The organism is Acidomonas methanolica, from assembly GCF_004346035.1.
GTDB lineage: Bacteria > Pseudomonadota > Alphaproteobacteria > Acetobacterales > Acetobacteraceae > Acidomonas > Acidomonas methanolica.
The window spans coordinates 25,928-49,995 of sequence record NZ_SLZN01000008.1; the positions used below are offsets into that span (position 1 = coordinate 25,928).

The 24,068-nt window shown below is 70.0% G+C and carries 21 protein-coding genes; 10 read left to right on the plus strand and 11 right to left on the minus strand.

The window, feature by feature from the left end:
• Positions 1 to 9 precede the first annotated feature (9 nt).
• From EDC31_RS08150 to EDC31_RS08170, 5 genes are all read right to left on the minus strand, one after another.
• On the minus strand, positions 10 to 1,449 hold the full coding sequence (locus EDC31_RS08150; RefSeq protein WP_042058798.1) for an FAD-binding oxidoreductase: 1,440 nt from the start codon (positions 1,447 to 1,449) through the stop codon (positions 10 to 12).
• Positions 1,450 to 1,475: 26 nt separating this feature from the next.
• The gene (locus EDC31_RS08155) at positions 1,476 to 2,009 is read right to left on the minus strand and encodes a hypothetical protein (RefSeq protein WP_042058800.1); all 534 of its coding nucleotides are present in this window, start codon (positions 2,007 to 2,009) and stop codon (positions 1,476 to 1,478) included.
• A gap of 12 nt (positions 2,010 to 2,021) precedes the next feature.
• Positions 2,022 to 3,038, minus strand: a complete 1,017-nt coding sequence (locus tag EDC31_RS08160) for an L-threonylcarbamoyladenylate synthase (RefSeq protein WP_042058802.1) — start codon at positions 3,036 to 3,038, stop codon at positions 2,022 to 2,024.
• A complete protein-coding gene (gene cysQ, locus EDC31_RS08165; protein ID WP_042058805.1) occupies positions 3,035 to 3,856 on the minus strand; it encodes a 3'(2'),5'-bisphosphate nucleotidase CysQ in 822 nt (273 codons plus the stop codon). The genes EDC31_RS08160 and cysQ overlap by 4 nt, the downstream gene beginning before the upstream one ends.
• A gap of 117 nt (positions 3,857 to 3,973) precedes the next feature.
• Positions 3,974 to 4,759 (minus strand): sulfite exporter TauE/SafE family protein, encoded by a 786-nt coding sequence (locus EDC31_RS08170; protein ID WP_042058809.1) that lies wholly within the window; start codon positions 4,757 to 4,759, stop codon positions 3,974 to 3,976.
• Positions 4,760 to 5,003: 244 nt separating this feature from the next.
• Here EDC31_RS08170 and EDC31_RS08175 point away from each other — a divergent pair, with 244 nt between their 5' ends.
• The 9 genes from EDC31_RS08175 to EDC31_RS08215 all read left to right on the plus strand — a co-directional run bounded on the left by EDC31_RS08175 (position 5,004) and on the right by EDC31_RS08215 (position 14,202).
• On the plus strand, positions 5,004 to 6,506 hold the full coding sequence (locus EDC31_RS08175) for a leucyl aminopeptidase (RefSeq protein WP_042058811.1): 1,503 nt from the start codon (positions 5,004 to 5,006) through the stop codon (positions 6,504 to 6,506).
• A 4-nt stretch (positions 6,507 to 6,510) separates the two neighbouring features.
• Entirely contained in the window at positions 6,511 to 6,972 is a 462-nt protein-coding gene (locus tag EDC31_RS08180; protein WP_042058814.1) for a DNA polymerase III subunit chi, read from the plus strand.
• Positions 6,973 to 6,991: 19 nt separating this feature from the next.
• On the plus strand, positions 6,992 to 7,816 hold the full coding sequence (locus EDC31_RS08185) for a hypothetical protein (protein WP_132126993.1): 825 nt from the start codon (positions 6,992 to 6,994) through the stop codon (positions 7,814 to 7,816).
• Positions 7,817 to 7,885: 69 nt separating this feature from the next.
• Positions 7,886 to 8,731: an aldo/keto reductase gene (locus EDC31_RS08190; RefSeq protein WP_042058835.1), complete on the plus strand. Its 846-nt coding sequence runs from the start codon at positions 7,886 to 7,888 to the stop codon at positions 8,729 to 8,731.
• 133 nt (positions 8,732 to 8,864) lie between these two features.
• The gene (locus tag EDC31_RS08195; protein WP_042058818.1) at positions 8,865 to 10,211 is read left to right on the plus strand and encodes a hypothetical protein; all 1,347 of its coding nucleotides are present in this window, start codon (positions 8,865 to 8,867) and stop codon (positions 10,209 to 10,211) included.
• On the plus strand, positions 10,208 to 11,107 hold the full coding sequence (locus EDC31_RS08200; protein WP_042058820.1) for a hypothetical protein: 900 nt from the start codon (positions 10,208 to 10,210) through the stop codon (positions 11,105 to 11,107). Before EDC31_RS08195 ends, EDC31_RS08200 begins: the two co-directional genes overlap by 4 nt.
• Complete coding sequence (locus tag EDC31_RS08205) at positions 11,104 to 11,652, plus strand: hypothetical protein (protein WP_132126994.1); 549 nt, start codon at positions 11,104 to 11,106, stop codon at positions 11,650 to 11,652. The genes EDC31_RS08200 and EDC31_RS08205 overlap by 4 nt, the downstream gene beginning before the upstream one ends.
• Positions 11,642 to 12,769 (plus strand): hypothetical protein, encoded by a 1,128-nt coding sequence (locus EDC31_RS08210; protein ID WP_132126995.1) that lies wholly within the window; start codon positions 11,642 to 11,644, stop codon positions 12,767 to 12,769. The genes EDC31_RS08205 and EDC31_RS08210 overlap by 11 nt, the downstream gene beginning before the upstream one ends.
• Complete coding sequence (locus EDC31_RS08215; protein WP_132126996.1) at positions 12,736 to 14,202, plus strand: NADH-quinone oxidoreductase subunit D-related protein; 1,467 nt, start codon at positions 12,736 to 12,738, stop codon at positions 14,200 to 14,202. The genes EDC31_RS08210 and EDC31_RS08215 overlap by 34 nt, the downstream gene beginning before the upstream one ends.
• Positions 14,203 to 14,229: 27 nt before the next feature.
• Here EDC31_RS08215 and EDC31_RS08220 read toward each other — a convergent pair whose 3' ends face one another.
• On the minus strand, positions 14,230 to 15,561 hold the full coding sequence (locus EDC31_RS08220; RefSeq protein ID WP_042061829.1) for a hemolysin family protein: 1,332 nt from the start codon (positions 15,559 to 15,561) through the stop codon (positions 14,230 to 14,232).
• Between the two features lie 219 nt (positions 15,562 to 15,780).
• On the opposite strand from EDC31_RS08220, the gene EDC31_RS08225 reads away from it, so the two are divergent.
• Entirely contained in the window at positions 15,781 to 16,677 is an 897-nt protein-coding gene (locus EDC31_RS08225; RefSeq protein WP_042061830.1) for a fructose bisphosphate aldolase, read from the plus strand.
• A 19-nt stretch (positions 16,678 to 16,696) separates the two neighbouring features.
• On the opposite strand, the gene ligA is transcribed toward EDC31_RS08225, so the two are convergent.
• From ligA to ftsZ, 5 genes are all read right to left on the minus strand, one after another.
• The gene (gene ligA, locus EDC31_RS08230; RefSeq protein WP_042061832.1) at positions 16,697 to 18,748 is read right to left on the minus strand and encodes an NAD-dependent DNA ligase LigA; all 2,052 of its coding nucleotides are present in this window, start codon (positions 18,746 to 18,748) and stop codon (positions 16,697 to 16,699) included.
• The gene (recN, locus tag EDC31_RS08235; protein WP_132126997.1) at positions 18,735 to 20,465 is read right to left on the minus strand and encodes a DNA repair protein RecN; all 1,731 of its coding nucleotides are present in this window, start codon (positions 20,463 to 20,465) and stop codon (positions 18,735 to 18,737) included. The genes ligA and recN overlap by 14 nt, the downstream gene beginning before the upstream one ends.
• A gap of 51 nt (positions 20,466 to 20,516) precedes the next feature.
• A complete protein-coding gene (locus EDC31_RS08240) occupies positions 20,517 to 21,389 on the minus strand; it encodes an outer membrane protein assembly factor BamD (RefSeq protein WP_042059903.1) in 873 nt (290 codons plus the stop codon).
• A 66-nt stretch (positions 21,390 to 21,455) separates the two neighbouring features.
• Positions 21,456 to 22,427 (minus strand): UDP-3-O-acyl-N-acetylglucosamine deacetylase, encoded by a 972-nt coding sequence (gene lpxC, locus EDC31_RS08245; RefSeq protein ID WP_052511999.1) that lies wholly within the window; start codon positions 22,425 to 22,427, stop codon positions 21,456 to 21,458.
• A gap of 170 nt (positions 22,428 to 22,597) precedes the next feature.
• Complete coding sequence (ftsZ, locus tag EDC31_RS08250; RefSeq protein WP_042059901.1) at positions 22,598 to 24,022, minus strand: cell division protein FtsZ; 1,425 nt, start codon at positions 24,020 to 24,022, stop codon at positions 22,598 to 22,600.
• Positions 24,023 to 24,068 lie beyond the last annotated feature (46 nt).

Here is a 24,068-nt window from a genome sequence, read left to right on the forward strand (position 1 = left end):
TGTCGCGCGTCAATCGAGCGGAATCACCTTGCCGGGGTTCAGCCGCCCGTCCGGGTCGAACGCGGCCTTGATGCGGCGCATCAGGGCGAGTTCCGCCCCGCCGCGCCAGCTTTCCATCATCTCCGTCTTGAGCTGTCCCACGCCGTGCTCGGCGGAGAACGAGCCGCCCAGCGCATGGACGACGTCATGGATCGCGTCCGTCATCGCCTCGCCCTCGCGGAGGAAGGCCGCCGGGTCCATCCCCTCCGGCTGGACGAGGTTGAAATGGATGTTGCCGTCCCCGACATGGCCGAAGGGGCAGACGCGCACGCCCGGCAGCAGCGCGCGGCACGCGGCGGTGGCGCGGTCGATCAACTCGGGCACGGACGGGACCGGCACGGAAATATCGTGCTTGATCGACGCGCCCGCGAGGCGTTGCGCTTCGGACTGCTCCTCGCGCAGCTTCCAGAGTGCTGCTTTCCGGGCCTCGGAGTCGCCAAGCACGGCGTCCGTGACGATGTCGCCTTCCAGCGCCGCCTCAAGAACCGATTCCATCGTCTCGCGCAGGGTCGTTTCCTGTCCCGCCAGCTCCACCAGCACATAGGCATCCGCCGGTTCGGCAAGCGGAAAGGTCAGCCCGTCCAGATGGGCGAGGGCGACCTCCATCGCGGCGCCCGCGATGAACTCGAACGCCTCCAGCACATCGCCCGCCCGGGACTGGAAGAGATCGAAGAGGCGGATGACGGCGGCGGCGTCGGGCAGGGCGCAGAACGCCACCTCGCGCCGGGAGAGCGCCGGGCGCAGCCGCAGGCGGGCGCGGGTGATGAAGGCCAGCGTGCCTTCCGACCCGACGAGCAACTGGCGCAGCGCATAGCCGGTATTGTCCTTGCGCAGCGAGCGCAGCAGGTCCAGCCGCGTGCCGTCCACCAGCACCGCCTCCAGCCCCGCCACCAGTTCGCGCGCCGAGCCGTAGCGCAGCGCCTTGCTGCCGCCCGCGTTGGTGGCGACGATCCCGCCGATCTGCGCCGATCCTTCCGAGGCGATGGAGAGCGGGAGCACCATCCCCGCCGCCGCCGCCGCGTCCTGCGCCGCCGCCAGCGTCACTCCGGCCTCGGCCAGCAGCGTGCCGTCCGTGCGATCCACCGGCGCGACGGCGCGCATCCGTTCGAGCGAGACGATCATCTCCGGCGCGCTCTGCCGCCCGGCGGGAAGGGGCGTCGCCCCGCCGCAGAGGCCGGTATTGCCGCCTTGCGGCACGAGGTCGATCCGTTCGGGGTGCCGCGCGATGTGGCGGAGCGCCGCGCAAAGCTCCTCCGTCGAGGCCGGACGCAGCACCGCGAGCGCCGGACCCTCGAACAGGCTGCGCCAGTCCCGCGTATAGGGGGCGATGGCGTCGGACTCTGTCAGAAGGCCCTTGGGGCCGAGGAGGTCGGCGAGGCGGGAGAGGAGATGGGCTCGGGATTCGGTCACGGGAGGGTTCTTTGTCCGGTAAGGCGTCAGTGCAGATAGATCGATTTGTCGACGGGCGGCGCGTCGAGAAGGGTATGGACGAATTGCGTGCCCGCGATGCCTAGCAGCAGCCCGACCAGACAGGCCAGCCAGATCACGCTCATGCGCAGCGGCCGGTTCATGGCGCGCGCATTGGCGAGCTGGGTCTGTATTTCCGCGCGGGCGGCCTGCGTCAGATGCAGTTCGGTGCGCAGTTGCTCCACGCGTGCCCGGGAGGTGCGCAGGTCCAGATCGAGGCGGCGGAGATCCTCGGTCAGCGTCAGGATACGCTGTCGGCTGTCCTGAGTCTCGCGCGCCGTCGCACCGGAGGCGGCGCGCGTGCGGGTGGCGCGCGCGCGGGGCGGGTTGGGCGCGATGGCGACGAAGAGATTCTTCAGCGCGCCCGCCGTCACGGCGTTACGGCGCGCGCGGTTGCGTACGGCTTCCAGCGCGTTCACCGCCTGGCCTGCCTGCTCGTCGAGGACGAGGGCGAGGATGTCCGAGAGGATCTTCAGTTCCTTCGGGTCGATATTGTCGCTCATGACAGCCGGGCTTCAGCCGATCGAGGCCAGATCGTCGTCATCGGCGTCGTCGGGCAGGGAGACGGGGCGCGGGGCGGCGGCGCGGCGCAGCCGGTCGAGAATGGCGAGGCCCAGCCCGTGGCGCGGCATGGTCATGGCGGCGATGCCGCGCAACCCGCGCCTGCGCCCCTCGCTGTCGAGGAAACGCAGACCGGCGAAGAGGCGGGCAGCGGCCTCTTCCAGATCGCCGCGATCGCTGAGACTCCAGGTGAGTCCGGCGCCGGGCAGGGGCGGCCCGAACGCCAGCAGGGCCTCGTCAGGGTGCACCGCCGCCGCGTTGAGCCGCACCGGCAGGTCCGGCGCGTAATGGGAGGCCATCAGCCCCGGCGAGATGGGACGTTTGCTGCCGTGGTCGTCCGCGTGACGCACGGGGCCGCAGACGGCGGTGAGCTGCTCGAGCGTCACCCCGCCGGGACGCAGAAGGATCGGCGCGCCGCGGCTGAGATCGAGCACGGTGCTCTCCACCCCGACGGGGCAGGGGCCGGAATCCAGCACCGCGTCGATCCTGCCGCCCAGCCCTCGCAGGACGTGGAAGGCGTCGGAGGGGCTGACGCTGCCGGACGGGTTGGCGGAGGGCGCGGCGACGGGGATGTCGAGCTGGGACAGCATCGCCTGCACCGTCTCCCCGCGCGGCACGCGCAGGGCGAGGGTGGGCAGCCCGGCGGCGGCGAGATCGCAGACCGTCGCGTCGGCCCGCCGCGGCAGGACGAGCGTCAGCGGGCCGGGCCAGAACGCCTGGGCGAGGAGGCGGGCCAGCGCGTTTTCCTCCCCCTGGCGGAACGCGGCCTCGGCGCTGGCGACGTGGTTGATGAGCGGATTGAAGCGCGGCCGGTTCTTGGCGGCGTAGATTCGCGCCACCGCCGCGTCGGAGGTCGCGTCCGCGCCCAGCCCGTAGACCGTTTCCGTCCCGAAGGCGACAAGATGCCCCGTGCGCAGCAGCGTGGCGGCGCGGGCGATGCCGGCCGCGTCGGCCTTGAGGAGTTCGGTCATGGCGCGCGCGCCTCCTCCGCCAGCAGGCCCCGGCACTGGAACGGTGGATTGAGCCAGCCCGGCTTGCCGTAGCGCAGCGGCGCGCCGTGCTCGTCCAGCACGGCCCCTCCCGCAGCCTCGACGACGGCCTGGGGGGCGGCGGTGTCCCATTCCATGGTCGGGCCGAGGCGGGGATAGAAATCGGCCGCACCCTCCGCCACGCGCACGAATTTCGCCGCCGAGCCGATATTGCCCACCGAGGCGACGACGCGCCCGGCGAGCCAGGCCTTGAGGCGCGGATCGTCGGAATAATGGCGCGAGGCGAGAACGCGGAGCCCCTCCGGCCCGGGCGAGACGGCGTGGATGGGGCGCGTGCCCTCGCGATCGGTCAGGCTCGCCCCGACTCCTGCCAGCCCCGCGTAGATCTGCCCGTAGGCCGGGAGCGCGACCGCCCCCAGCACCGCGCGGCCATGGCGGACGAGGCCGATATTCACGGTGAAATCGTCCCGTCCGGCGACGAATTCCCGCGTGCCGTCCAGAGGATCGACGAGCCAGTAGACGGGGCCGGGTTCCGTCGTGACCCCGGCGGCGACCTCCTCCTCGCCGATGGCGGGGATGTGCGGCGTGGCGGCGCGGAGGCCGGACAGGATGTGACGCTCGGCGGCATGATCGGCTTCCGTCACCGGGGAGCGGTCTGATTTGGTCTCGGTGGCGAAGCCGCGCGCGCGAATGTCACGGATCAGCTCCGCCGCCTCTCCCGCGAGGCGGGTGGCGAGCGCGAGGAGAGCCGTGTCGGCGACGGTCTCGGACAGTGCGGCGGGAGGAACGGTCTTGATCATGCCACACGGCTTACCGCAACTTCCGCGCAACGTCATGACGTTTATCGCATCGCATTGCCGGCTCCTTATCCCGTGCCGGGCGCACGGCCCGGTCCGAAGACGGGATCACCGGACCGGTCAGACCATCCGGGCGCCGACGATCAGCAGGACCGTGGCGAGAATGCCGCGCTGAACGCGGTCGCTCACCGTATTGACGCAGGCACTGCCGAGCAGGATGCCGGGAATCGATCCGCAGAGCAGGGATATCAGCATGGGCAGGCGCACGTCGCCCATCACCCAGTGTCCGGCGCCCGCGATCAGGGTGAGCGGCACGGCATGGGCGATATCCGATCCCACGATGCGCGCGGTGGAGAAGGACGGGTACAGCAGCATCAGGGCCGTGACGCCGATGGCGCCGGCGCCGACCGAGGAGATCGTGACCATCACGCCGAGGCACGCGCCCAGCGCGATCGTGAGCGGCCGGACCATCCGGGGCGGGATGGACGCGCCCCGGCCGAGCGACCATTTTTGCAGCCAGGGGCGGAAGAGCACGCTGGGGACAGTCAGCAGCAGCGCGACGCCCAGCGCGACGCGCACGATATCCGAGGTGTCATGGGAGGGGCTGCCGAGCCGATGCAGCCACCAGAGCGTCAGGAGCGTGGCGGGCACGCTGCCCGCCGCCAGCGCGCCGACGGCCGGCCAGTCGATGACGCCGCGCTTGCCATGGGCCAGGGTGCCGACGCTCTTGGTGATGGCGGCGTAGAGCAGGTCCGTGCCCACGGCGGCCTGTGGATGGACGCCGAAGACCAGGATGAGCAGCGGAGTCATCAGCGATCCGCCGCCGACCCCGGTCATGCCGACGAGAAACCCGATGACGAGGCCGGACAGGACATAGAGCGGTTGAATGGCGGTCAGGACAAACATGATGGCCTCGCGGGGGAAAGCCGATCGATCCTACGCCATGAGTTCGGGGAGGTCAATAAACAACAACGTAACATGTGTAATAATGAAATAACAACCATGTCAAATCGTTATATGGCGGGCCGCGGAGATTCCGGTCCGCGGGCGCTTCTTGCGCCGCGCTCCTTGTTTTCCGTACCGTGACAGTCGATAAACAGGCGATATCGTCATAAACAGACGTGATCGTCTGAAGAAAGTCCGCTCTCCCATGCTCGATGTCCAGATCAGACCGCGTCTTTCCCTTGAGGCCGAAGGCGGCGAGGCGCCCCTTTCACTCGCCTTGTTCGTGGGGCGCGGCTTCGAGAACGGCGAACCTTTGTTCGAGGCGCTCGACCGGCTTTCGGCCGGCGCGGTGCGCCGGGCGGTGATCCTGACCGGCTTCGAGGGAGATGCGGAGCAAAGCTGCGTGCTGCTGGCCCCCACGCCGTTCATCGAGCGTCTGGTGCTGATCGGATGCGGAGGCGCGGACGCGCCGGAAGCCGTGGCGCTGGAGGCCGCCGGGGCACTGGCGGCGCGGCTGCTCCGCAAGGCGGGCGAGGCGCATTTCCTGTTCGCCGCGGAGTTCGAAGGGCACGCCGCGCATGCGGCCTATGGCGCGGTGCTGGGGCAATACGCCTTCACCCCGTATCGCACGCAGAAACCCGCCGGGTCCACGCCGCTGCTGGCGATGGTGACGTTGCATGTGAACGACAAGAAGGCGGTGGAGGCGGACTGGACGGGGCTGGAAGCCGTCGCGCGCGGCGTGATGCGGACACGCGACCTCGTTTCCGAGCCGCCGAACGTGCTGACCCCGCCGGAATTCGCGCGACGCATTGAGGCGCTGCGCGATCTGGGGGTGGAGATCGAGAGTTTCGACGAGTCCGCGCTTCAGGACCTGGGTTTCGGCGCGATGCTCGGGGTGGCGCAGGGTAGCGAGGCGGGCGCGCGCCTCGTCGTGATGCGCTGGCGCGGCGGACGCGGCGACGGGGACGAGGCGCCGGCGGTGTTCGTCGGCAAGGGTGTCACTTTCGATTCCGGCGGGATTTCCATCAAGCCCGCGGGCGGCATGGAGGAGATGAAGACCGACATGGCGGGTGCCGCGGTGGTCGTGGGGCTGATGGAGACACTGGCCCGGCGCGGGGCGAAGGCGCATGTGGTCGGGCTCGTCGGTCTGGTCGAGAACATGCTCTCGGGCGGCGCGCAGCGGCCGGGCGACGTGGTGCGCTCCTATTCCGGCCAGACCATCGAGGTGCTGAACACCGATGCGGAGGGGCGGCTCGTGCTGGCGGACGTGCTGGCCTATGCCCGCGCGCGCTTCTCGCCCGCCTTCATGGTCGATCTCGCGACGCTGACCGGCGCGATCGTGGTCAGTCTCGGTCACGTGCGCGCGGGGTTGTTCAGCAATGACGACGCGCTCGCGGGGGAGATCTTCGCGCGGGGCGAGGCGGTGGGCGAGCCGGTCTGGCGGATGCCCATGGGCAAGCCCTACGACAAGCTCCTGCGTTCGGATATCGCGGATATGAAGAATATCGGCGGCCGGCCCGGCGGCTCGATCACGGCGGCGCAGTTCCTTGCCCGGTTCGTCGGCGAAACGCCCTGGGCGCATCTGGATATCGCAGGCGTCGCCTGGCGCGGCGACGCCGGACCGATCGGCCCCAAGGGGGCGACGGGGTTCGGCGTGCGTCTGCTCGACGCGCTGGTGCGCGAGCATGTGGAAGGGCGGGGGGCCTGACCGTTTGAGCGAGATCGGCTTCTATCACCTCACGCGCAGCACGCTGGCGGAGGCGCTGCCCGCCCTGCTGGGCCGCACGCTCGACGCGGGGGAGCGGGCGGTCGTCCGCTGCCGGGACGGGGCGGAGGTCAAGACGCTGGATGACGCCCTGTGGCGCGCCAGGGAGCCGGTCTGGCTGCCGCATGGAAGCCGCGCCATGGGACACGGGCCGCGCCAGCCGATCTGGCTGACCGAGGGCGAGGACGTGCCGAACGGGGCGGCGTTCCTCTTCCTGCCGGATGGCGGGCCGGAGGCGGTCTGGGCGGCGGAGGCGCTGGGCGCGTTCCGCCGGGTGTTCGATCTGTTCGACGGCGGGGACGAAGCCGCCGTGGCGCGGGCGCGGGCGCGTTGGCGCGCGGCGAAGGCGGCGGGACACGGAATGGCCTATTGGCAGCAACAGCCGCGCGGCTGGAAACGGTCCGCATGAGCGGGGGGCGGGAAGGGTCATGACACCGGGGGAGATGGAGCAGGAAAGCCGGGAAGGGGCGGGGGATTCGCCGCCTCTTCCGCCAATCGCGAAGGTTGCGCCCGGGCCGGGAGGCGGCATGCCGTCGATGTGGACGATCATCGGCGCCTCGTTGCGCGATGCCTGGCGTCTGGCCGGGCAGGAAAAGGCGACCGTGGCGCTGTTGCTGACGCTGGAACTGCTTCTCGGCGGGGTGCCGCTTCTGGCCGGAAAGGGCGCGAAGGAGAGCGACCTGCCTTTCCTGACCGATATGCTGGCGCAATTGCTGGCTCTGCCCTTCACGCTCCGCTTCTGCGCGGCGCTGCTGGGCATCGCGCGGGCGGACGCGCTGCCGCCTGCCGTCTGGGTGCGGCTGGCGGGGTGGGGGGCTTTCTGCGTCGTCCTGGGCATGCTGGAGAGCGTGGCCGCCTTGCCGGTACCGCTCCCGCGTCCGGTCACGGCGGCCATCGAACTGGGGGCGATCTATTTCGCGCTGCGCCTGCTGCCGCTCTATCCCGCCATCATGAGCTGGCCCGACTGGCCGGGGATCGACCGTCTGTGGGCGGCTTCGCGGCGTTTCGTCATGCCGCTGATCGGTTGCGCGGTCGCGGTCTACCTGCCCATTTTCCTCGTCATCATTCTCGTTCTCGCCGCGACGTCGGTGATCGGCCATGGCGGGGACGATCCGGTTTTGACGACGGCGCGGCTGGAGCATCTCCTGGAGCCGCTTCTCCCCGTCATGACCGTGTTGACCGCGCTGCTGGCCACGGCGGCCACGCTGTTCGGCGCGGCGTTGAGGGTGCGGCTGTTCCGGCTGATCGCATGACGGGGCCGGGGCAGGAAAGGCCGTGAAGAAAAGGCCATGAAGATAAGATAGGGAGGGTGTGGAATGCCGATGCGGAAGATCACGCTCAGGAATGGAACCGAACTGCCTGTCCTGGGCATGGGGACGTGGAATGTCGGCGACTGCACGGAACGCAGGGCGGAGGAGATCGCAAGCCTGCGGGCGGGAATCGAGGCCGGGCTGCGGGTGATCGACACGGCCGAGATGTATGGCGGCGGCCGCTCCGAAACGCTCGTCGGCGAGGCGATCGACGGCGTGCGCGAGGAGGTCTTCCTCGTCACCAAGGTGCTGCCGTCCAACGCCTCCTTCGAGGGGGTGCGGCGCGCCTGCCGGAACTCCCTGCAACGGCTGGGGACGGACTGGCTCGATCTCTACCTGCTCCACTGGCGCGGCGGCGTGCCTCTGGCCGAGACGGTGCGCGGGATGGAGAGCCTGCGGGCGGACGGCGTGATCCGCGACTGGGGTGTTTCGAATTTCGATGTCGATGACATGGAGGAGCTGGAGGAACTGGGCGGATTCTGCGCGGCGAACCAGATTCTCTACAATCTGGAATATCGCGGCGTGGAGTTCGACCTGCTGGACCGCGATCGCGTGGCGGGGGTGGTGAACATGGCCTATTCGCCGCTGGGTCAGGGCGGCGAATTGCTGCATCATCCGGTGCTCGACGGGATCGCGGCGCGGCATGAAACCTCGGCGGGAGCGGCGACGGCGGCGCAGATCGCGCTGGCGTGGGTGTTGCGGCGCGGCGATGTGCTGGCGATTCCCAAGGCGGGAACGATGTCCCATCTGCGCGAGAACCTGCTGGCGACCGAGCTGGAGCTGACGGAGTCCGATCTCGCCGCGCTGGACGGCGCCTTTCCGCCGCCCCGGCGCAAGACGCGTCTCGCTATGATCTGAGCATCAACGGGTCCGGCGCGGGCACGCGGCGCGTCGCGGCCAGACGAACCGGCATAAGGGGCATATCCTGTCCGCTCTCGTTCTCTTTCTGCTCCTTTGCGGCCTTCCCGCCCTGCGGTGGGCCGCGCTGTCCGTGCCGGTTCCGTTTTCCGATTCCGCCCGGCGCGGTGTCGGGCTGGCGCTTGCGAGTCTGCATCTGGCGGCGGTCTGCTGGGTCTCCGCGCACAGCGTCCGTCTCACTGCGGGCCCGCTGCATCTGGACCCGTTGCGCGATGCGTTGGACGCGGTGGTGGTGGCGGTCTCCTTCGCGGCGCGGGGGCCGGGTGCGGCGGCGCTCATGCTCGGCGCGGCGGGGCTGGTGCTGGACGGCGTGGCGGGGGCGACGCTGCTCGGACTGGCCGGGATGCTGGCGGGAGGAATGACGGGCGCCCAGGGTGGATGTCGGGTCGGATTTCTGGCCGGGGGGCTGGTGCTGCTCGTGACGGGCGCTGGCGGGTCGGCGGTGGTGTCCTGCCTGACGGGGCTGGTGCTGCTGGCGGCCTTCGCGGACGTGCCGGTGCTCGGGCTGGCGTTGCTGGCGACGCATGTCACGCCCGACCCGGCGGTCGGATGGCTGCTCGTCGCGGCGGGTCTGGCGGGGTGCTGCCCCATTGGGCAAGGGCGGTGGACCCTGGTGTCGCGGCGTGTGGTACTGCCGCTTTTCTGGCTGGCGGCGCTGCTCGGCGCGCGCCGGGCCGATCTGGCGGAGACGGCGCTGGCCGCCGCCGAGGCGTTGCTGCTGTCCATGGTGCTGTTGCCTGTGCCGGGAGTCGCGGAGGGGCGGGCGGGTATCCTGCTGCGATCGGTTTTGCCCGGTGCGGCGGGGTTTCTGCCGCTCTGGCTGGGGCTGCACGCGTTCTTCGGACTCGCGGCGGCGGAGACGGGCTGGATCGTGCCCGCGCTGGCGCTGGGCGGGGTGATCGGCTGGATCGCGGTGCTGGAGCTGCGGGCCTGTTGGCGCAGGCTGGGGGAAGCGGGGCTTGATCGAGTCGAAGACTATGTGCTGCCGGGGCTGGCGGCGGTCGCGCCGGGGCTGGTCTTCATGATCGTCGCCCCGGGTCTCGCGGCGATGTGCGGGGCGGCGGAGGCATGGTCCGGCTCGCTCTTCGCGCCGGTGCCGGGCGGGGATGGCGGGCGCTGGCTGCCCTGGCTCGCCGCGTTGCTTCTGGCGTCTGTGGTCCTGGCGGCAGGGCCGGGCGGGCGGATGACGCGCGATCCGTTCGAGGAGCCGGGCGCGCGGCCGGGCGCGGCGGTCTGGGCCTATGGCTGGCGCAGGCGGGCGGTACTCTTCCGTCGGGCCGGACGGCGCTGGGGGGAGTCCCTCGCGAAGGCGGCTGACATGAAAAACGGCCTCGGGCTGGCGCTCAAGGCACCGCTATCGCCCGCCTTCTGGCTGGGGCTTGTGGCGTTCGGCCTGGCGGTGCTGGGAGCCGCCGCGTGACCGCGGTCTTCGAAGGGGCGAGCGAGGCGCTGCTCTGGCTGATCCAGATGGCGATCGTCCTGCTCGTCGCGCCGCTGTTGGTCGATTTCGGCGCGATGATCCGCGCCTGGCTGGACGGGCGACGCGCCGGGCGCTGGGGCGCGCGCTGGCGGCTTCTGCTGGCCGGATGGCAGGCCGGGGGCGCGGTGGGGGTGGAGGCGCGGCTGGCGCTGGGCTTTGCCGTCGCGGCGCTGGCCGTGCTGCCGATTGCGACGTTCTGGACGTTTTTCCCGGTTCTGGCCGATCCGCTGGCGGTCGGCCTGCTGCTGCTGGCCAGCCGGGCGGCGCTGTGGAGGTTCGCGGCTTCGGCGGGCGCGCCAGTGTGGCGGCGGGACGGGGCGGCGCTGCGGTTCGTGCGGGGTGAGGCGTGGCGGCTGGGCGCGCTGGCGTTGATACTCGTGCTGGTGAGCGCGCTGATCGCCATCGCCTTGCCCGGCGCGAACGGGCTGGCGGGGCTGACGCGGAATTTGCGGATCGACGCGGCGCCGTCCCTGGCGGGCGGGCTGGTCTTCATGGCGCTGGCGATGCTGGCGATCGCGGCCCCCCTGCTCGATACCGGAGCATGCGAGGCGCTGTTTCCCCGCGCCGGAGGACGGGAGCGGGCCGTGCTGCGGCTGGCGCTCGATCTCGGGGCGTGCGGATGGTACGTCCTGCTGGCCGATCTGGCCATGCCGGGGCTGGTGGCGGGAGAGGGCTGGCGCGGGCAGCATCTGCTGGACTGGGCGGCGATGCCCGTCCGTTTGGCGTTGATGGCCGGGCTGGGCGCGTTGTTCGACTCATGGCGCAGGCCGGGCGTGGCGGTCATGCTGGCGGCGGCGGGCGTGGCGCTGGTGCTGGCGGGGAGACTCGGGGCATGACAATGCTGTTCGGGCTGTTCTTCCTGCTGGCGTTGGCCTCGATCGGGCGGGACGGGCGCGTTCTGCCCGTGCAGGGTGTGCTTGCGGCGGGATGCGTGGCCGTGGCGGCGCGCGGAGACGTCGCGATCGCGGCGGCGCTGGCGGCGCTGGCGACGAATGGCGCGGCCTGGGCGGGATTGCGGCGGCTCGCGCCCCATGAACCGGGGGGGCGCGGCCTTCCGCAACCGGCGCTGATCGGGATTCTGGGCGGCATGGTGCTGGTGCTGCTGTTGCTGCTCGCTCTGGCCGCGCCGTCGGACCTGCCCGTGCTGATGGCGGCGGGGGTGGTGCTGCTCGGACTGTGCGGCGCGGCGCAACCGGCGCCTCTGGTGCAGTTCGTCGGATTGCTCGGGGCGGTGAACGGGCTGATCGTCCTGGCCGGGGTGCTGGGCAACGGCATGCTGCTGCTGGCGGCGCTGCTGGTCTGGGCGGCGCTGGGCGTTCTGGGCGTCTGGCTGCTGCCGCGTCTGGCGTGGTTGCGCGTGGATCTCCCCGATGAGGGGTGAGGCACTGCTGGCGGGGGGAGGAAGCCTCGTTCTGGCGCTGCTGCCGTGCTGGCCCCTGCTCGCGGCGTGTCTGCTGGCTTTGACGGGGCGGGGGCAGCGCGCGGCGGCGGCGCTGTTCCTGGCGGGCACGGGGCTGGCGGGCACGATCCTGCTGACGCCTTTTCTGCCCGGACAGGATGCGTTGTCCGACGTCGTGCGCGTGCTGGCGGCGGGAATGCCTCTGCTGCTCTGGCGCAGGGAGGCGGCGGAGCGGCTTTCGGGGGTGGTGGTGTTCCTGACGGCGTTCTGCGTCATGCTCGCGGTGGGGCTCAGGGCGATGTTGCCGGTGGTGGCGTTGCTGGCGCTGGCCTCCGTTCTGCCCGCGTTGCATGAGGCGGCGGGAGCCCCTCGCGCGCGACAGGCCTGGGAAAAGGCGCGTCTGCGCGCCATGGGCGCCGTGCTGGCGCTGCTTGGCGCGGCGCTGGCGGTTTCGCCGGGCGGGGTGGGGACCACCGGGCGGGCCGGGATGTTGCTTCTGGCCGTGGGGCTTTGTCTGCTGGCGGGGCTCGGGCAGGCGGCGTTTGAAGCTCCGGGGGTCGATAGGGGGCTCGACGGATTGCCGCGTCTCGGGGCTCTGGCGCTGATGTTGCGCCTGCCGCCCCATGAGGTGATTCATCTGGTGTTTCTCGTGGCTGGTCTGGTGGCGCTCGCCCTTGCCGTGTTGCGGCGGGAGAGCGGGACGGCGGCGCTCGTGACGCTTTGCGCGGCCGTGGGCGTATCGGGGAACGGGGTGCTGGTGGCGGCCCTGCTGCTCCTGACTCTGGGCGTGGCGCTGGAGTGCGGGCGGATCAGCGAAGGGGAGCGGCGCTGGATGGCGGCGGCGGTGCCCCCGTCTCCTGCTTTTCCTGCCGCCGCGCTGCTGGTCGGGCCCTTGCTGGAGATGGACAGGCTGGCGGGGGGAGTCGTGTTGCTGATGGTGGTGGCGCAGGCGGCGCGGCTCCGGCCGGCATGGGTGGAACGGGCGGGACCGGCCTTCTGGCTTCTGGCGGCGCTGGGCGTGGGTGCGGCGGTGACCTTGGCCTGTGGCGCGCCGGGAAACTGGCCGTGGAGCGGGGGGCTGGCATGGCGGGCGGCGTGAGCATGGCGGCGGCGATCCGGGCCGGGGAGCGTATCGCGCCGGGGCCTTTTCCGCCCGAAAGTTTTGTGCTCGATGAGCGGCAATGGGAGGCGATGGTCGAGGCGGCCGTCGCCGATCCGCTCTGGTTCATCGGCCATTGGTGCGAGGCCGGGCGCGCCTATGCGCTGTTTCTCGATCGCGAGCGCCCGCTGATGGCCGGCACGGCGTTGGTGGACGGGCGTTATCTCGCCCTGTCGCGGGCGCTTCCCGCCGCGTGCTGGGCGGAACGGGCGGCGCAGGATCTCTGCGACGCGCGGCCGATGTTCGCGCGGGAGGTCGCGCCCTTGCTGGATGAAGGCGGGTGGCTGCGCGCCACGCCGCTTTCTCCCCGGCCTGGTCCGGGGCAGGCGGCGCGGGAGGCGTCGCCCGAGGCGGAGCCGCTCGGCATGGGGTTCGGCGCGGCGGCGGCGTTGCTGACGCCGGTGCTGGCGGACGGGCGGCTGGAGATGCGGCCCTCCCATGCGCATCGGGGGTTTCTGGCCCGATTGCGCGGGATGCGGGTGGAAGAGGCGCTGGCGCCGGTCGGGCGGGTTCATGCGGGCGGGTTCGTCGCGCATCCGCTGGCCTATTGCCGGGCGGTGGAGCAGGCGCTGGGAGCGGTCGTGCCGCCGGACGGGCGGGATGGGCGGATCGTTCTGGCGGAGATCGAGCGGATCGGCGTGCATCTGGCCGATCTCGCGGCGAGCGGCCGCGCCGCCGGGGGCGGTCTGCTGGCGACTCATGCCGTACTGGCGCGTCAGGCTCTGGCGGAGTTGTGCGTCACGCATGGGGCGACGCGTCGCCTGACGGATGCGATCGCGCCGGACGGGGTGGCCGAGGGCATTGCCGCGCCCGAACTCGGCGCGGCGGCGGCGGCGCTGATGGAGGAGCGGCTTCCCGACCTGACCGAAGCGCATCGGCTTTTCGCGGAACGTTTGCGCGGCGTGGCGGTGCTGGGGCGCGGGCTGGTCGAGCGGTTCTGCATCGGCGGGCTGGCGGGCCGCGCGACGGGGCGGTCCTTCGATCTGCGGCAACAGGAGGAGGACCATCGGCACATGCCGGGGCGCGCGGGTTCGCTCGTCGAGGGGGACGCGCTGGCGAGAGGCACGCTGCGGCTGCGCGAGATCCGGGATTCGGCGCTGCGGATCGCGCGCGTGGCCGAGCATTTCGGGGAAGGCGGTGTGCCGCCCGTCGGCGCGCATGGCGGGGAGGGCATCGGAGCGGCGGAAGGGCCGCGCGGCGATGTCTGGTATTGGGTGCGGGTGAAGGACGGGCGGATCGAGGCAATCTGGGTGCGGGACCCGGCCTTCAGCCTCGGCCCCGCGCTGGGCGCGGTGTTGCGGCGGGACGATGCGGCGCGCTGGCCGCTCGCGCTGGCCTCGCTGGGTGTCCCGGCGGCGGGAATGGCGCTTTGAACGTCGTGTCGGACGTTCAGGCGCCGCTCATGGTTTCGGCGGCTTGTCGCGGCGGGAGACGAGAAGCTGGTTGATGCGGAAGCCGTCCACATCCACCACCTCGAAGCGGAAGCCATGCGTGTCGACCCGGTCCGTCTTGCGGGCCATGCGGCGCAGGCGGTTCATGATGAAGCCGCCGATCGTGTCGAACATCTCGCGTTCGGCGATCAGGTCGATATGCAGTTCGCGGATCACGTCGCCGATCGGGGCCGCGCCGTCGATGAGCCAGGAATCCTCGTCGCGCCGGACGATCGCCTGCTCCTCGAAAGGGCTGGCCAGACCGTCCATCAGCGCGCCCATGATGTCCTTGAAGGTGATCAGCCCGACCACCAGCCCGTATTCGTTGACGATCAGGCCGAATCCCGCGCCGTGGCTGTCGAACTGCGCCAGCGTGTCCCAGAGGTTCAGCGTGTCGGGCAGGGAGAGCACGTCCCGGCGCAGGCGGTAGAGCGGGTTCTGCTCCGGCGTCTCCGGCGGCGGGACGGCGCCGTCATCGACCACGGAGACCAGCACGTCCTCGGCGCGGATGGAGCCGATCACATGATCCAGCCCGCCGTCGCAGAGCGGATAGCGCGAATAGGGGCGGACGCGCACCTTGTCGCGCTGGACGTCCGGACTCTCCTGCATGTCGAGAAAGACGATCTCGTCACGCGGGGTCATGGCGGAGGTGACGGCGCGGTCCTGCAGGGCGAGGACGTTCTGGATGAGCTGATGCTCCTCCTGCGAGATCACCCCGGCATCCATGCCTCCCGCGAGGATCGCGCTCAGATCCTCCGGCGTCACCGGCTCGACGGCGGAGGCGGCCGGGATGCGCAGCACGCGCAGGAGCCAGTCGGAGATCTTCGAGAAGACCCAGACCGCCGGATAGAGCAGCTTCAGCGCCAGTTCCGGAAACCAGCCGACTTTCAGCGCCACGCGGTCCGGCGCGTTCAGCGCCACGCGCTTGGGCAGGAGATCGGCGAAGATCACGAACACGCCCGTCACCATCATGAAAGCGGCGATCGCGGCGATGCGCCCGGCTACGCCCGGGGACAGTCCGGTCAGTGCGAGCGCGTCAGCGAAAGCGGGCGTCATCAGTTCGCTGCTGATGATGCCGCCGAGAATGCCCACGGCGTTCAGGCAGATTTGCAGGACGGTGATGACCTGCCCGCTGTTGCGCCGCAATTTGAGGAAGGTGGCGGCGCGCGAATCCCCGGCTTCGGCCAGGGCCCGCAACCGCACCTCCTTCGCGGCGGCGAAAGAGATCTCCGAAAGGGAAATGAGGACGGACACGCCGATGATGACGATCATGGCCGCGACGCCGAGAAGGAAGGGCGTCATGGCGTCGGGCGGTTGGCGGGGCCGGGGCGAATCAGGACGGGCATGCGGGGCGAAGTCTAGCGGAAGGGGGGGTATGACGCCACCGAAAGCGGCGTCGGCGCGTGAAGACGTTCACGGTCCGGTGTATATTCCTCGTAAGGTGGAGGAACCCCGGAGCGTTTCAGGCGATGCTTCGCGGAGTACGTCTTGTCGGGCCAGCCCGCGAAAGGAGCCTGCCGAATGAGTAAAGCTGAAATGATGGCGCAGATGGCCGGAAAGGCCGGGCTGATCGCCGCCCTCGACCAGAGCGGCGGCTCAAGCCCCAAGGCGCTGGCGCATTATGGCATCCCCGAAACCGCCTATCATTCCGAGGACGAGATGTTCGCCCTGATGGCGGAGATGCGCGTCCGCATCATGACGGCGCCGAGCTTCACGGGCGAGCGGGTCATCGCGACGATTCTGTTCGTGCTGACCATGGATTCCAAGGTAAAGGGCGAACCGACACCGTCCTATCTCTGGCGCGAGCGCGGCGTCGTTCCCTTCGTGAAAATCGACAGGGGGATGGAGGACGAAGCCGACGGCGTTCAGCTCATGAAGCCGATCCCGGATCTGGACGCGCTGCTGGAGCGCGCCGCGAGGCTGGGGGTGTTCGGCACCAAGGAGCGTTCCGTCATCCGTCTGGCGAGCGAGAGCGGCATCCGCGCGATCGTCAGGCAGCAGTTCGATCTGGCCGCGAAGGTGCGCGCGCATGGGCTGCTTCCGATTCTCGAGCCCGAGGTGCTCGTGAAAAGCCCGCAGAAGAAGGAATGCGAGCAGATCCTGCATGACTGCGTCCTGGAGGAGATACGGGCGCTTCCGGCGGAGGCGCGCATGATGCTCAAGGTGACGCTGCCCGAGGTGCCGGATCTTTATGACGACATTGCCCGCGATCCGCATGTGGTGCGTGTCGTCGCGCTGTCCGGCGGATACACGGAGGACGAGGCCTGCGCGAAGCTGAAACGGAATCATCGCATGATCGCCAGCTTCTCCCGCGCGCTGGTCGGCGATCTGCGGCATCAGATGGACGAGGCGGAGTTCGATTCCGTTCTGGCGGATGCGATCGCGAAGATTTACGACGCGTCCGTGAACAAGGTCTGAAACGGCCTTCCGGGCGTCCTCACGCCGGGTCGAGCCCGGCGAGGGCGCGCCAGCCGGCCTCGTCCATCGTCTCGATGCCGAGTTCGGCGGCCTTGCGGGCCTTGGAGCCCGGGTTCTCCCCCAGGACGACCAGACCCGTATTGCGGGACACGTTGTCCGTCACCTGCGCGCCGAGGCGCCCGGCAATGGCTTTCGCTTCCGGGCGGGTCATGGTGGAGAGCGTGCCGGTGAAGACGATGGTCCTGCCGGACAGGCGGCCCTCCCGAGGCGCTTCTTCCGGCGTGATGGTGAGAAGGGCGGCCAGATCGTCGAGGGTTGCGAGGTTATGCGGCTCGCGGAAGAAGGCGGTGAGGTCGTCGGCGATGGCCTCGCCGATTCCCATGATCGAGCCCAGCGCCAGCCGCTCGTCCGAGCCGATCACGACGGCCTTGCGCATCGCGTCGTTCCATGCCTCGTAGCTGCGGTAATGGCGCGCGAGGAGTTGGGCGTTGCGTTCGCCGATGCGGCGGATGCCGAGGCCGAAGATGAAGCGCGACAGCGGGATCGTGCGGCGGGTTTCGATGGCGCGCAGGAGATTGGCGGTGGACAGCGCGCCCCAGCCCTCGCGGGTCTCGATCTCGGCGGCATGCGCGGCGAGGCGGAAGATGTCGCCGGGATTATGGATCAGCCCCGCGTCATGGAATTCCCGGATGCTCTTTTCGCCCAGCCCCTCGATGTCGAAGGCGGCGCGCGAGACGAAATGGATGAGCCGCTCGACCACCTGCGCCTCGCAGGTCAGCCCGCCCGTGCAGCGGCGCACGACCTCGCCCGGCGGGCGGACGGCGAGCGCGCCGCAGACGGGGCAGCGATCGGGGAAGACGAAGGCCGGGCCTCTCTCCGTGCCGGGCTCCTCCACCCGGCCGAGAATCTGCGGGATCACGTCGCCCGCGCGCTGGAGGCGGACGAGATCGCCCGGGCGCACGTCCTTGCGCGCGATCTCGTCCTCGTTATGCAGCGTGGCGCGTGAGACCAGCACGCCGCCGACATTCACCGGCTCCAGATGGGCGGTCGGCGTAAGGGCGCCCGTGCGGCCGACCTGGATCTCGATGCGTATGAGGCGCGTGATGGCCTGCTCGGCGGGGAATTTCCACGCCACCGCCCAGCGCGGCGCGCGCCCGACGAAGCCGAGGCGCTCCTGAAGGGGGATGTCGTCGATCTTCAGCACGACGCCGTCGATGTCGTACGGCAGATCGGCGCGGACGCGGCCGAGATTTTCGACATAGGCCGGGATGTCGGCGGCATGGGGGATGAACGCGGAATGGGGATTCACGTCGAATCCCCAGCGGCGCAGCGTGGCGAGATATTCCCAATGAGTGGGGGCCACGCGGTGCGCGGCGTAGCCCTGCGCGTAGGCGAAGAGGGAAAGCGGGCGCGAACGGGTGATCTCCGGGTCCAACTGGCGCAGCGAGCCCGCCGCCGCATTGCGCGGATTGGCGAAGGGGCGCTGGCCGTTGAGGTCCGCCTGACGGTTCAGTTCGAGGAATTCCGCCTTGGTCAGGAAGATCTCGCCGCGGATCTCGATGAAATCCGGCGCGTCCTCCGGCAGGGCCTCGGGGATGTCGCGCAATGTGCGGAGATTGGCGGTGACGTCCTCGCCCTCCTGCCCGTCTCCGCGTGTGGCGCCCGCGACGAGGCGGCGGTTCTCATAGGTCAGGCTGATGGACAATCCGTCGATCTTCGGCTCGGCCACGAAGGCGAGATCGTTGACCGCCGCGTCGTCCAGTCCGAGGAAACGGGCGGCGCGCGCGACGAACTGGCCGAATTCCTCCGGATTGAACACGTTGTCGAGGGAGAGCATCGGTACGCGATGGCGGTGCTTGCCGAAAGCGGAATCCGGCGGCGCGCCGACGCGGCTGCTGGCGCCGCCATTCCGGCGGAGTTCCGGATGCGCGGCTTCCAGCGCCAGAAGCTGGCGGCGCGTGGCGTCATACTCCGCATCCGTGACCTCGGGGGAGTCGCGCAGATGATAGGCCTCGTCCCAGCGGGCGATCAGAGCTTCGAGGCGGGCGTGGTCCTGTTCAGGCGTGCTCATCGGTTCCCAGCAGACTGTCGGCGGCGGCGCGGGCGGCGTCGGTGACGGTGTCGCCCGCCAGCATCCGGGCGATTTCCTCGCGTCGCGCCGCGGGAGAAAGGATTTCGGCGAGGGTCTCGGTGCGGCCCTGCCGCATGTACTTGCTGACGCGCAGATGCGTCTCGCCGCGTGCCGCGACCTGGGGCGAATGAGTGACGACGAGCACCTGCACATCCCGTGCGACCTGATGCAGCCGGTCGCCGATCGCCGAGGCGGTCGCGCCGCCCACTCCGGAATCCACCTCGTCGAAGACCAGCGTGGCCACGGGCGAGCGTCCGGCCAGTACCACTTTCAGCGCCAGCATGAGGCGGGAGAGTTCGCCGCCGGACGCGACCTTCGCCAACGGGCCGGGCGGCTGGCCGGGATTGGCGGCGATGAGGAAGGCCGCCTGCTCGCGCCCGCGAATGGTCCAGGCCTCGGGATCGAGCGGCAGGAGCGAGACGAGGAAGCGGGCGCGCTCCAGCTTCACCGGCCTGAGTTCGGCGGTGACGGCGGCTTCCAGACGGCGCGCGGCGGTCTCGCGCGCCGCGCTGAGGCGCGTGGCCTCGGTCTCGAACGCCGCGCGGGTGTCGCGTGCCCGAGCCTCCAACTGCGCGATGCGGGCATTGCCACTGTCGAGCGCGGCCAGCCGGGCCTGCATCGAGGCAAGCAGGCCCGGCAACTCCGGGACGGCGACGCCATGCTTGCGGGCGGCGGCGCGCAGGGCGAACAGCCGTTCCTCGGTTTCCTCCAGCGCGCGGGGGTCGGAATCAGAGTCCGAGGCGAGGCGCGAAAGCGTCGTCTCGGCCTCGGCCAGGGCTTCCTCCGCCTTCTCCAGCGCGGTCAGGGCGTCCTGCGCGCGCGCCTGCTGCGACGAGGCGGGCCGGGCCGAGTCCGGATCGAGCGGCGCGGGAAGCAGGCGGCCCAGCGCGCGGGCGGCGGCGCGCAGGGCCGCCGCTGGGCCGCCCGCCCGCCGGTCCCGCGGCGTGAGTTCGGCCAGCGCGGCGGCGATCGCCTCGCCGCGCCGCTCGCTCTGCTGGAGCCCGGCGCGCAGGGCGGCGAGGTCCTCTTCCTCATTCTCCCGCGGCGCGAGGGCGGCGAGTTCCTCCACCGACTGGCGGAGCCATTCCTCCTCCCGCGCGGCGGTCTCCATCTCGGCGCGGGCCGTCGCCAGCGCCGCGACGGCCTCGATCCAGCTTCGATAGGTGCGGGCCACGGCGTTCCGCAGGGCGGGGTCCACGCCGAAGGCGTCGAGAAGATCGAGATGGGTGGACTGGTCGGCGAGGCCCATCTGCTCGTGCTGACCCTGGATTTCGACGAGCAGCGCGCCGATGCGCCGGAGCAGCGCGACGCCGATCGGCTGATCGTTGAGATAGGCGCGGGAACGAGCGTCCGCCGTGACGATTCGCCGCAGCAGGATGGGCTCGTCCGGATCGTCGAGGCGGATGCCCTGCTCGGCCAGGAGATCATGGACGGGATGGGAGGGAGGCACCTCGAAACTCGCGGAGACGGCGGCCTGCGCCGCGCCCGCGCGCACGAGACCGCCGCTGGCGCGCTCGCCCAGGGTGAGGCCGAGACTGTCGAGCAGGATGGATTTGCCCGCCCCCGTTTCGCCGGTCAACACCGTCAGGCCGGGACTGAAGCCGAGATCGAGCTTCTCGATCAGCACCACGTCACGGATCGAGAGATGGGTCAGCATGCATGCCCGCTATCGTTCGGAGCCTGTTCGCGAGGCCGCGTTGATATCCCGTCAGAAGATGAAGTGCCACATTCTGGTGATGAGACCTTCAGGCCGGCTCTTGGGCCGCACGTCGCGGGACTGCACCAGCTTGTTGTCACGCAGGTCGTCATACGTATAGCGATACCACTCGCTGGCCGGGTAATTATAGCCCAGAACGGCGGCGGCGCGCTGCGCTTCGGCCTTGAGACCGAGCGCGAGATCGACTTCCACGATGCGGTGAAGCGCCTCGGCGACGTGGTTGGTGGTCTGATAGTCCTGCACCACCCGCTGATACCGGGTCAGCGCGGCCTCATAGCTGTGTTGGCCCTGGTAATAGCGGCCGACAAGCATTTCCTTGCCGGCCAGATGGTCGCGGCAGAGGTCGATCTTGAGCTGCGCATCGCGGGCATAGGCCGTCTGCGGGAAGCGGGTGACGACTTCTTCCAGCGCGTCCATGGCTTCCGACGTGCCCTGCTGGTCGCGCTGCACGTCGGCGATCTGCTCGTAATAGCAAAGCGCGCGCAGGTAGAAGGCGTAGGCGGCGTCCGGGCTGGTGGGATGGAGTTCGAGATAGCGGTCGATCTGCTGGACGGAGAGCGCATATTCGCCCTGGAGATAATAGGCGTAGCCTTCCATCAGCTCCGCATTCGCGGTGTAGCCCGAATAGGGATAGTTCTGCTGGAGCAGCTCGAATTCGCCCGAAGCCAGCGTGTAACGCTGGGAGTGCAACGCATCGACGCCGTAATTGTAGAGTGCCTCGGCGCTGGCCATCTTGGGCACGTGCACTTCCTGCTTGTTGGAAAGGAGTGAACAGCCGCACAGTATGGACATTCCCGACGCAGCCGCGAGGGCGCGGATGCCGGGTGACAGGAGGCGATGCAGGCGTTCGGGGCTGTGTGACATGCGGACTCTTCCAGTGACGCCGCATTTTATATCATGCGACGGCCGCTGGGAAACCCCATCCCGCATTCACGCCGCGACGCGGAGAACGGAAGCGGGGGTGTGGGAGGCGGACAGCCGCCAGTTGGCGGAATCGGCCAGAACCGCGCGTAGGAGACGATTATTCAGGCAATGGCCGGATTTATGGCCGATGAACCGCGCTTGCAGGCGATGACCGGCGAGGTAGAGATCGCCGATCGCATCCATCATCTTGTGACGCACGAACTCGCCGGACCGGCGCAGGCCGCCGGGGTTGAGGATTCTGTCCTCCTCGACGACGATGGCGTTCTCCAGGGAGCCGCCCCGGGCGAGCCCCATTTTTTTCAGCGCCTCGATGTCGCGCCGTTCGACGAAGGTGCGGCAATTCGCCACCTCGTGTCGGAATCGCTGTTCGGTCAGCGGCATGACATGGGCCTGACGGCCGATGGCGGTGGCGGCGAAATCGATGGAGAAAGCCAGCAACATGCCATGTTTGGCGGGGCGTAACTCGGCGAAGGCGCCGTCTTCCCCCTCGACGCGAACGGGACGCAGGATTTCGATCCGGCGGCGCGGCGCGTCCTGCTCGACCCGTCCGGCGCAGCAGATCAGGAAATCGAACTCCGCGGCGGAGCCGTCCAGGATCGGCATTTCCGGCCCGTCTATGTCCAGCAGAGCGTTGTCGATGCCGTTGCCGCTCAACGCGGCCATGACGTGCTCGACCGTTGCGACGCGGATGGCGGGATCGGTCGCGTCGCCGAGGACCGTGCTCAGCCGCGTGTCGACGACACGATCATAAAGCGCGGGGATAACCGGCGCGCCGGGAAGATCGCTGCGGCGGAAGGCGATTCCGTGACCGGCCGGCGCGGGGAGGAGGGAAAGACGGACCTTCATGCCGCTGTGAAGCCCGATCCCCGTGCATGAGATCGGGTTGGCGAGGGTCCGTTGCCGTGCCGCTCCGGTGGAACCCGGAACCGTGCCGTCCGCCGCCGGAGCGGGGGCTTCACATACGGTCAGGCTCTGCATTCGGCGGCTCCGGAACTGTGGGGCCGGGGCATGGGGAACCCCGGGGCTCGACGCATTACATAAAACGGGCGGAATGTTTGCCGCCAGTCAATGTTTGTTGCCGAGTATTACGCATCAACTCCTTGAAAAAACGTCAAAATTCGGGCGAGATTGATGAACTGTGATCCATGTCACTGCTGCCGCCGGAGAAAGGCCGGGATGTCCAGCGGATTTTCCTCCTCCTGACCTTGCTGCGGCGCGGGCGGCTGAGGCTGGGTCTGCGCGGGCTGGGCGGCCAGGCCGGGTTCGACGCGCGGCGGCTGCGGAGCCTCCGGCGCGGGGGCGGCGGCACGACCCCGAAGCGCGCCGGTCACGATGCCGAACAGGCTGCGCGGCGGCGCCGCGGGCTCCGGCTGGCGCTGCGGATCGGAGAAGAGACCGGCGCGGGGCGACGGGGCGCGGCCGGCCTGGGACGGGATGGAATGAGGCGAGGGCGCGCCCGGACCGTCCGGCGTAAAGCCGGGGCGCGGAACGGCCGCATAGGTGGAGGCGGGCTGGAAGGGTTGCTGGCCATGCGCGGGCGCGGGCTGCGTTTCGGCGGGCGCGGCCTCCGGCTCGGCGGCCACGGGAGTCTCGACGGGCGGCGGGGTGTCGATGCCGGTCGCGACGACAGAGACGCGGATGCGCCCGTTCAGCGACGGGTCGATCGCCGAGCCGAAAATGATGTTCGCGTCGTCGGCGACCTGCTCGCGGATATGGTTGGTCGCCTGGTCCACCTCGTACAGCGTCATGTCGTCGCCGCCGGTGATGTTGATGAGCAGGCCGCGCGCGCCCGCCATGGAGGTATCCTCGAGCAGCGGGTTGGAGATCGCCTGCTCGGCGGCGACGATGGCGCGATCGTCGCCCTCGCCCTCGCCGGTGCCCATCATGGCCTTGCCCATCTCCGCCATGACGGTGCGGATGTCGGCGAAATCGAGATTGATCAGGCCGGGCGCCATCATCAGGTCGGTCACGCCGCGCACGCCCATGTAGAGGACGTTGTCGGCCATCTTGAACGCGTCCTTCCAGCTCGTCCGCTCATTGGCCATGCGGAAGAGATTCTGGTTGGGGATGACGATCAGCGTGTCCACATATTGCTGAAGCTCGGCGATTCCCGCCTCGGCCGAGCGGGCGCGGCGCGGCCCCTCGAAGGTGAAGGGCTTGGTGACGACTCCGACGGTCAGGATGTTCCGGTCGCGCGCCATCTTGGCGATGATCGGCGCGGCGCCGGTGCCGGTGCCCCCGCCCATGCCGGCGGTGATGAACACCATGTGCGCGCCCTCGATATGGCGGGCGATTTCGTCGGCGGCTTCCTCGGCCGCGGCCTTGCCGATCTCGGGCTTGGCGCCCGCGCCGAGACCCTGCGTCAGATGCGGGCCGAGCTGCACCCGGCGATCGGCGCGCGAATGGGAGAGTTGTTGCGCGTCGGTATTGGCGACGACGAACTCCACCCCTTGCAGTTGCAGCGCGATCATGTTGTCGACCGCGTTCGTGCCTCCGCCGCCGACGCCGATCACCGTGATGCGCGGAGAGAAATCGGCGTGAGACTGGGACGGGAGGGTGAGGTTCAGGGTCATGGCGTATCCGAATCCGGGCAATGGGCGGCCGTTTGCGCTCCGCACA

Coding starts and splice junctions, on each gene's coding strand:
- EDC31_RS08155 (WP_042058800.1), bottom strand. CDS start 2,009: ATGAGCGACAATATCGACCCGAAGGAACTGAAGATCCTCTCGGACATC.
- EDC31_RS08160 (WP_042058802.1), bottom strand. CDS start 3,038: ATGACCGAACTCCTCAAGGCCGACGCGGCCGGCATCGCCCGCGCCGCC.
- cysQ (WP_042058805.1), bottom strand. CDS start 3,856: ATGATCAAGACCGTTCCTCCCGCCGCACTGTCCGAGACCGTCGCCGAC.
- EDC31_RS08170 (WP_042058809.1), bottom strand. CDS start 4,759: ATGTTTGTCCTGACCGCCATTCAACCGCTCTATGTCCTGTCCGGCCTC.
- EDC31_RS08175 (WP_042058811.1), top strand. CDS start 5,004: ATGCTCGATGTCCAGATCAGACCGCGTCTTTCCCTTGAGGCCGAAGGC.
- EDC31_RS08185 (WP_132126993.1), top strand. CDS start 6,992: ATGACACCGGGGGAGATGGAGCAGGAAAGCCGGGAAGGGGCGGGGGAT.
- EDC31_RS08190 (WP_042058835.1), top strand. CDS start 7,886: ATGCGGAAGATCACGCTCAGGAATGGAACCGAACTGCCTGTCCTGGGC.
- EDC31_RS08205 (WP_132126994.1), top strand. CDS start 11,104: ATGACAATGCTGTTCGGGCTGTTCTTCCTGCTGGCGTTGGCCTCGATC.
- EDC31_RS08210 (WP_132126995.1), top strand. CDS start 11,642: ATGAGGGGTGAGGCACTGCTGGCGGGGGGAGGAAGCCTCGTTCTGGCG.
- EDC31_RS08220 (WP_042061829.1), bottom strand. CDS start 15,561: ATGACGCCCTTCCTTCTCGGCGTCGCGGCCATGATCGTCATCATCGGC.
- EDC31_RS08225 (WP_042061830.1), top strand. CDS start 15,781: ATGAGTAAAGCTGAAATGATGGCGCAGATGGCCGGAAAGGCCGGGCTG.
- ligA (WP_042061832.1), bottom strand. CDS start 18,748: ATGAGCACGCCTGAACAGGACCACGCCCGCCTCGAAGCTCTGATCGCC.
- recN (WP_132126997.1), bottom strand. CDS start 20,465: ATGCTGACCCATCTCTCGATCCGTGACGTGGTGCTGATCGAGAAGCTC.
- EDC31_RS08240 (WP_042059903.1), bottom strand. CDS start 21,389: ATGTCACACAGCCCCGAACGCCTGCATCGCCTCCTGTCACCCGGCATC.
- lpxC (WP_052511999.1), bottom strand. CDS start 22,427: ATGCAGAGCCTGACCGTATGTGAAGCCCCCGCTCCGGCGGCGGACGGC.
- ftsZ (WP_042059901.1), bottom strand. CDS start 24,022: ATGACCCTGAACCTCACCCTCCCGTCCCAGTCTCACGCCGATTTCTCT.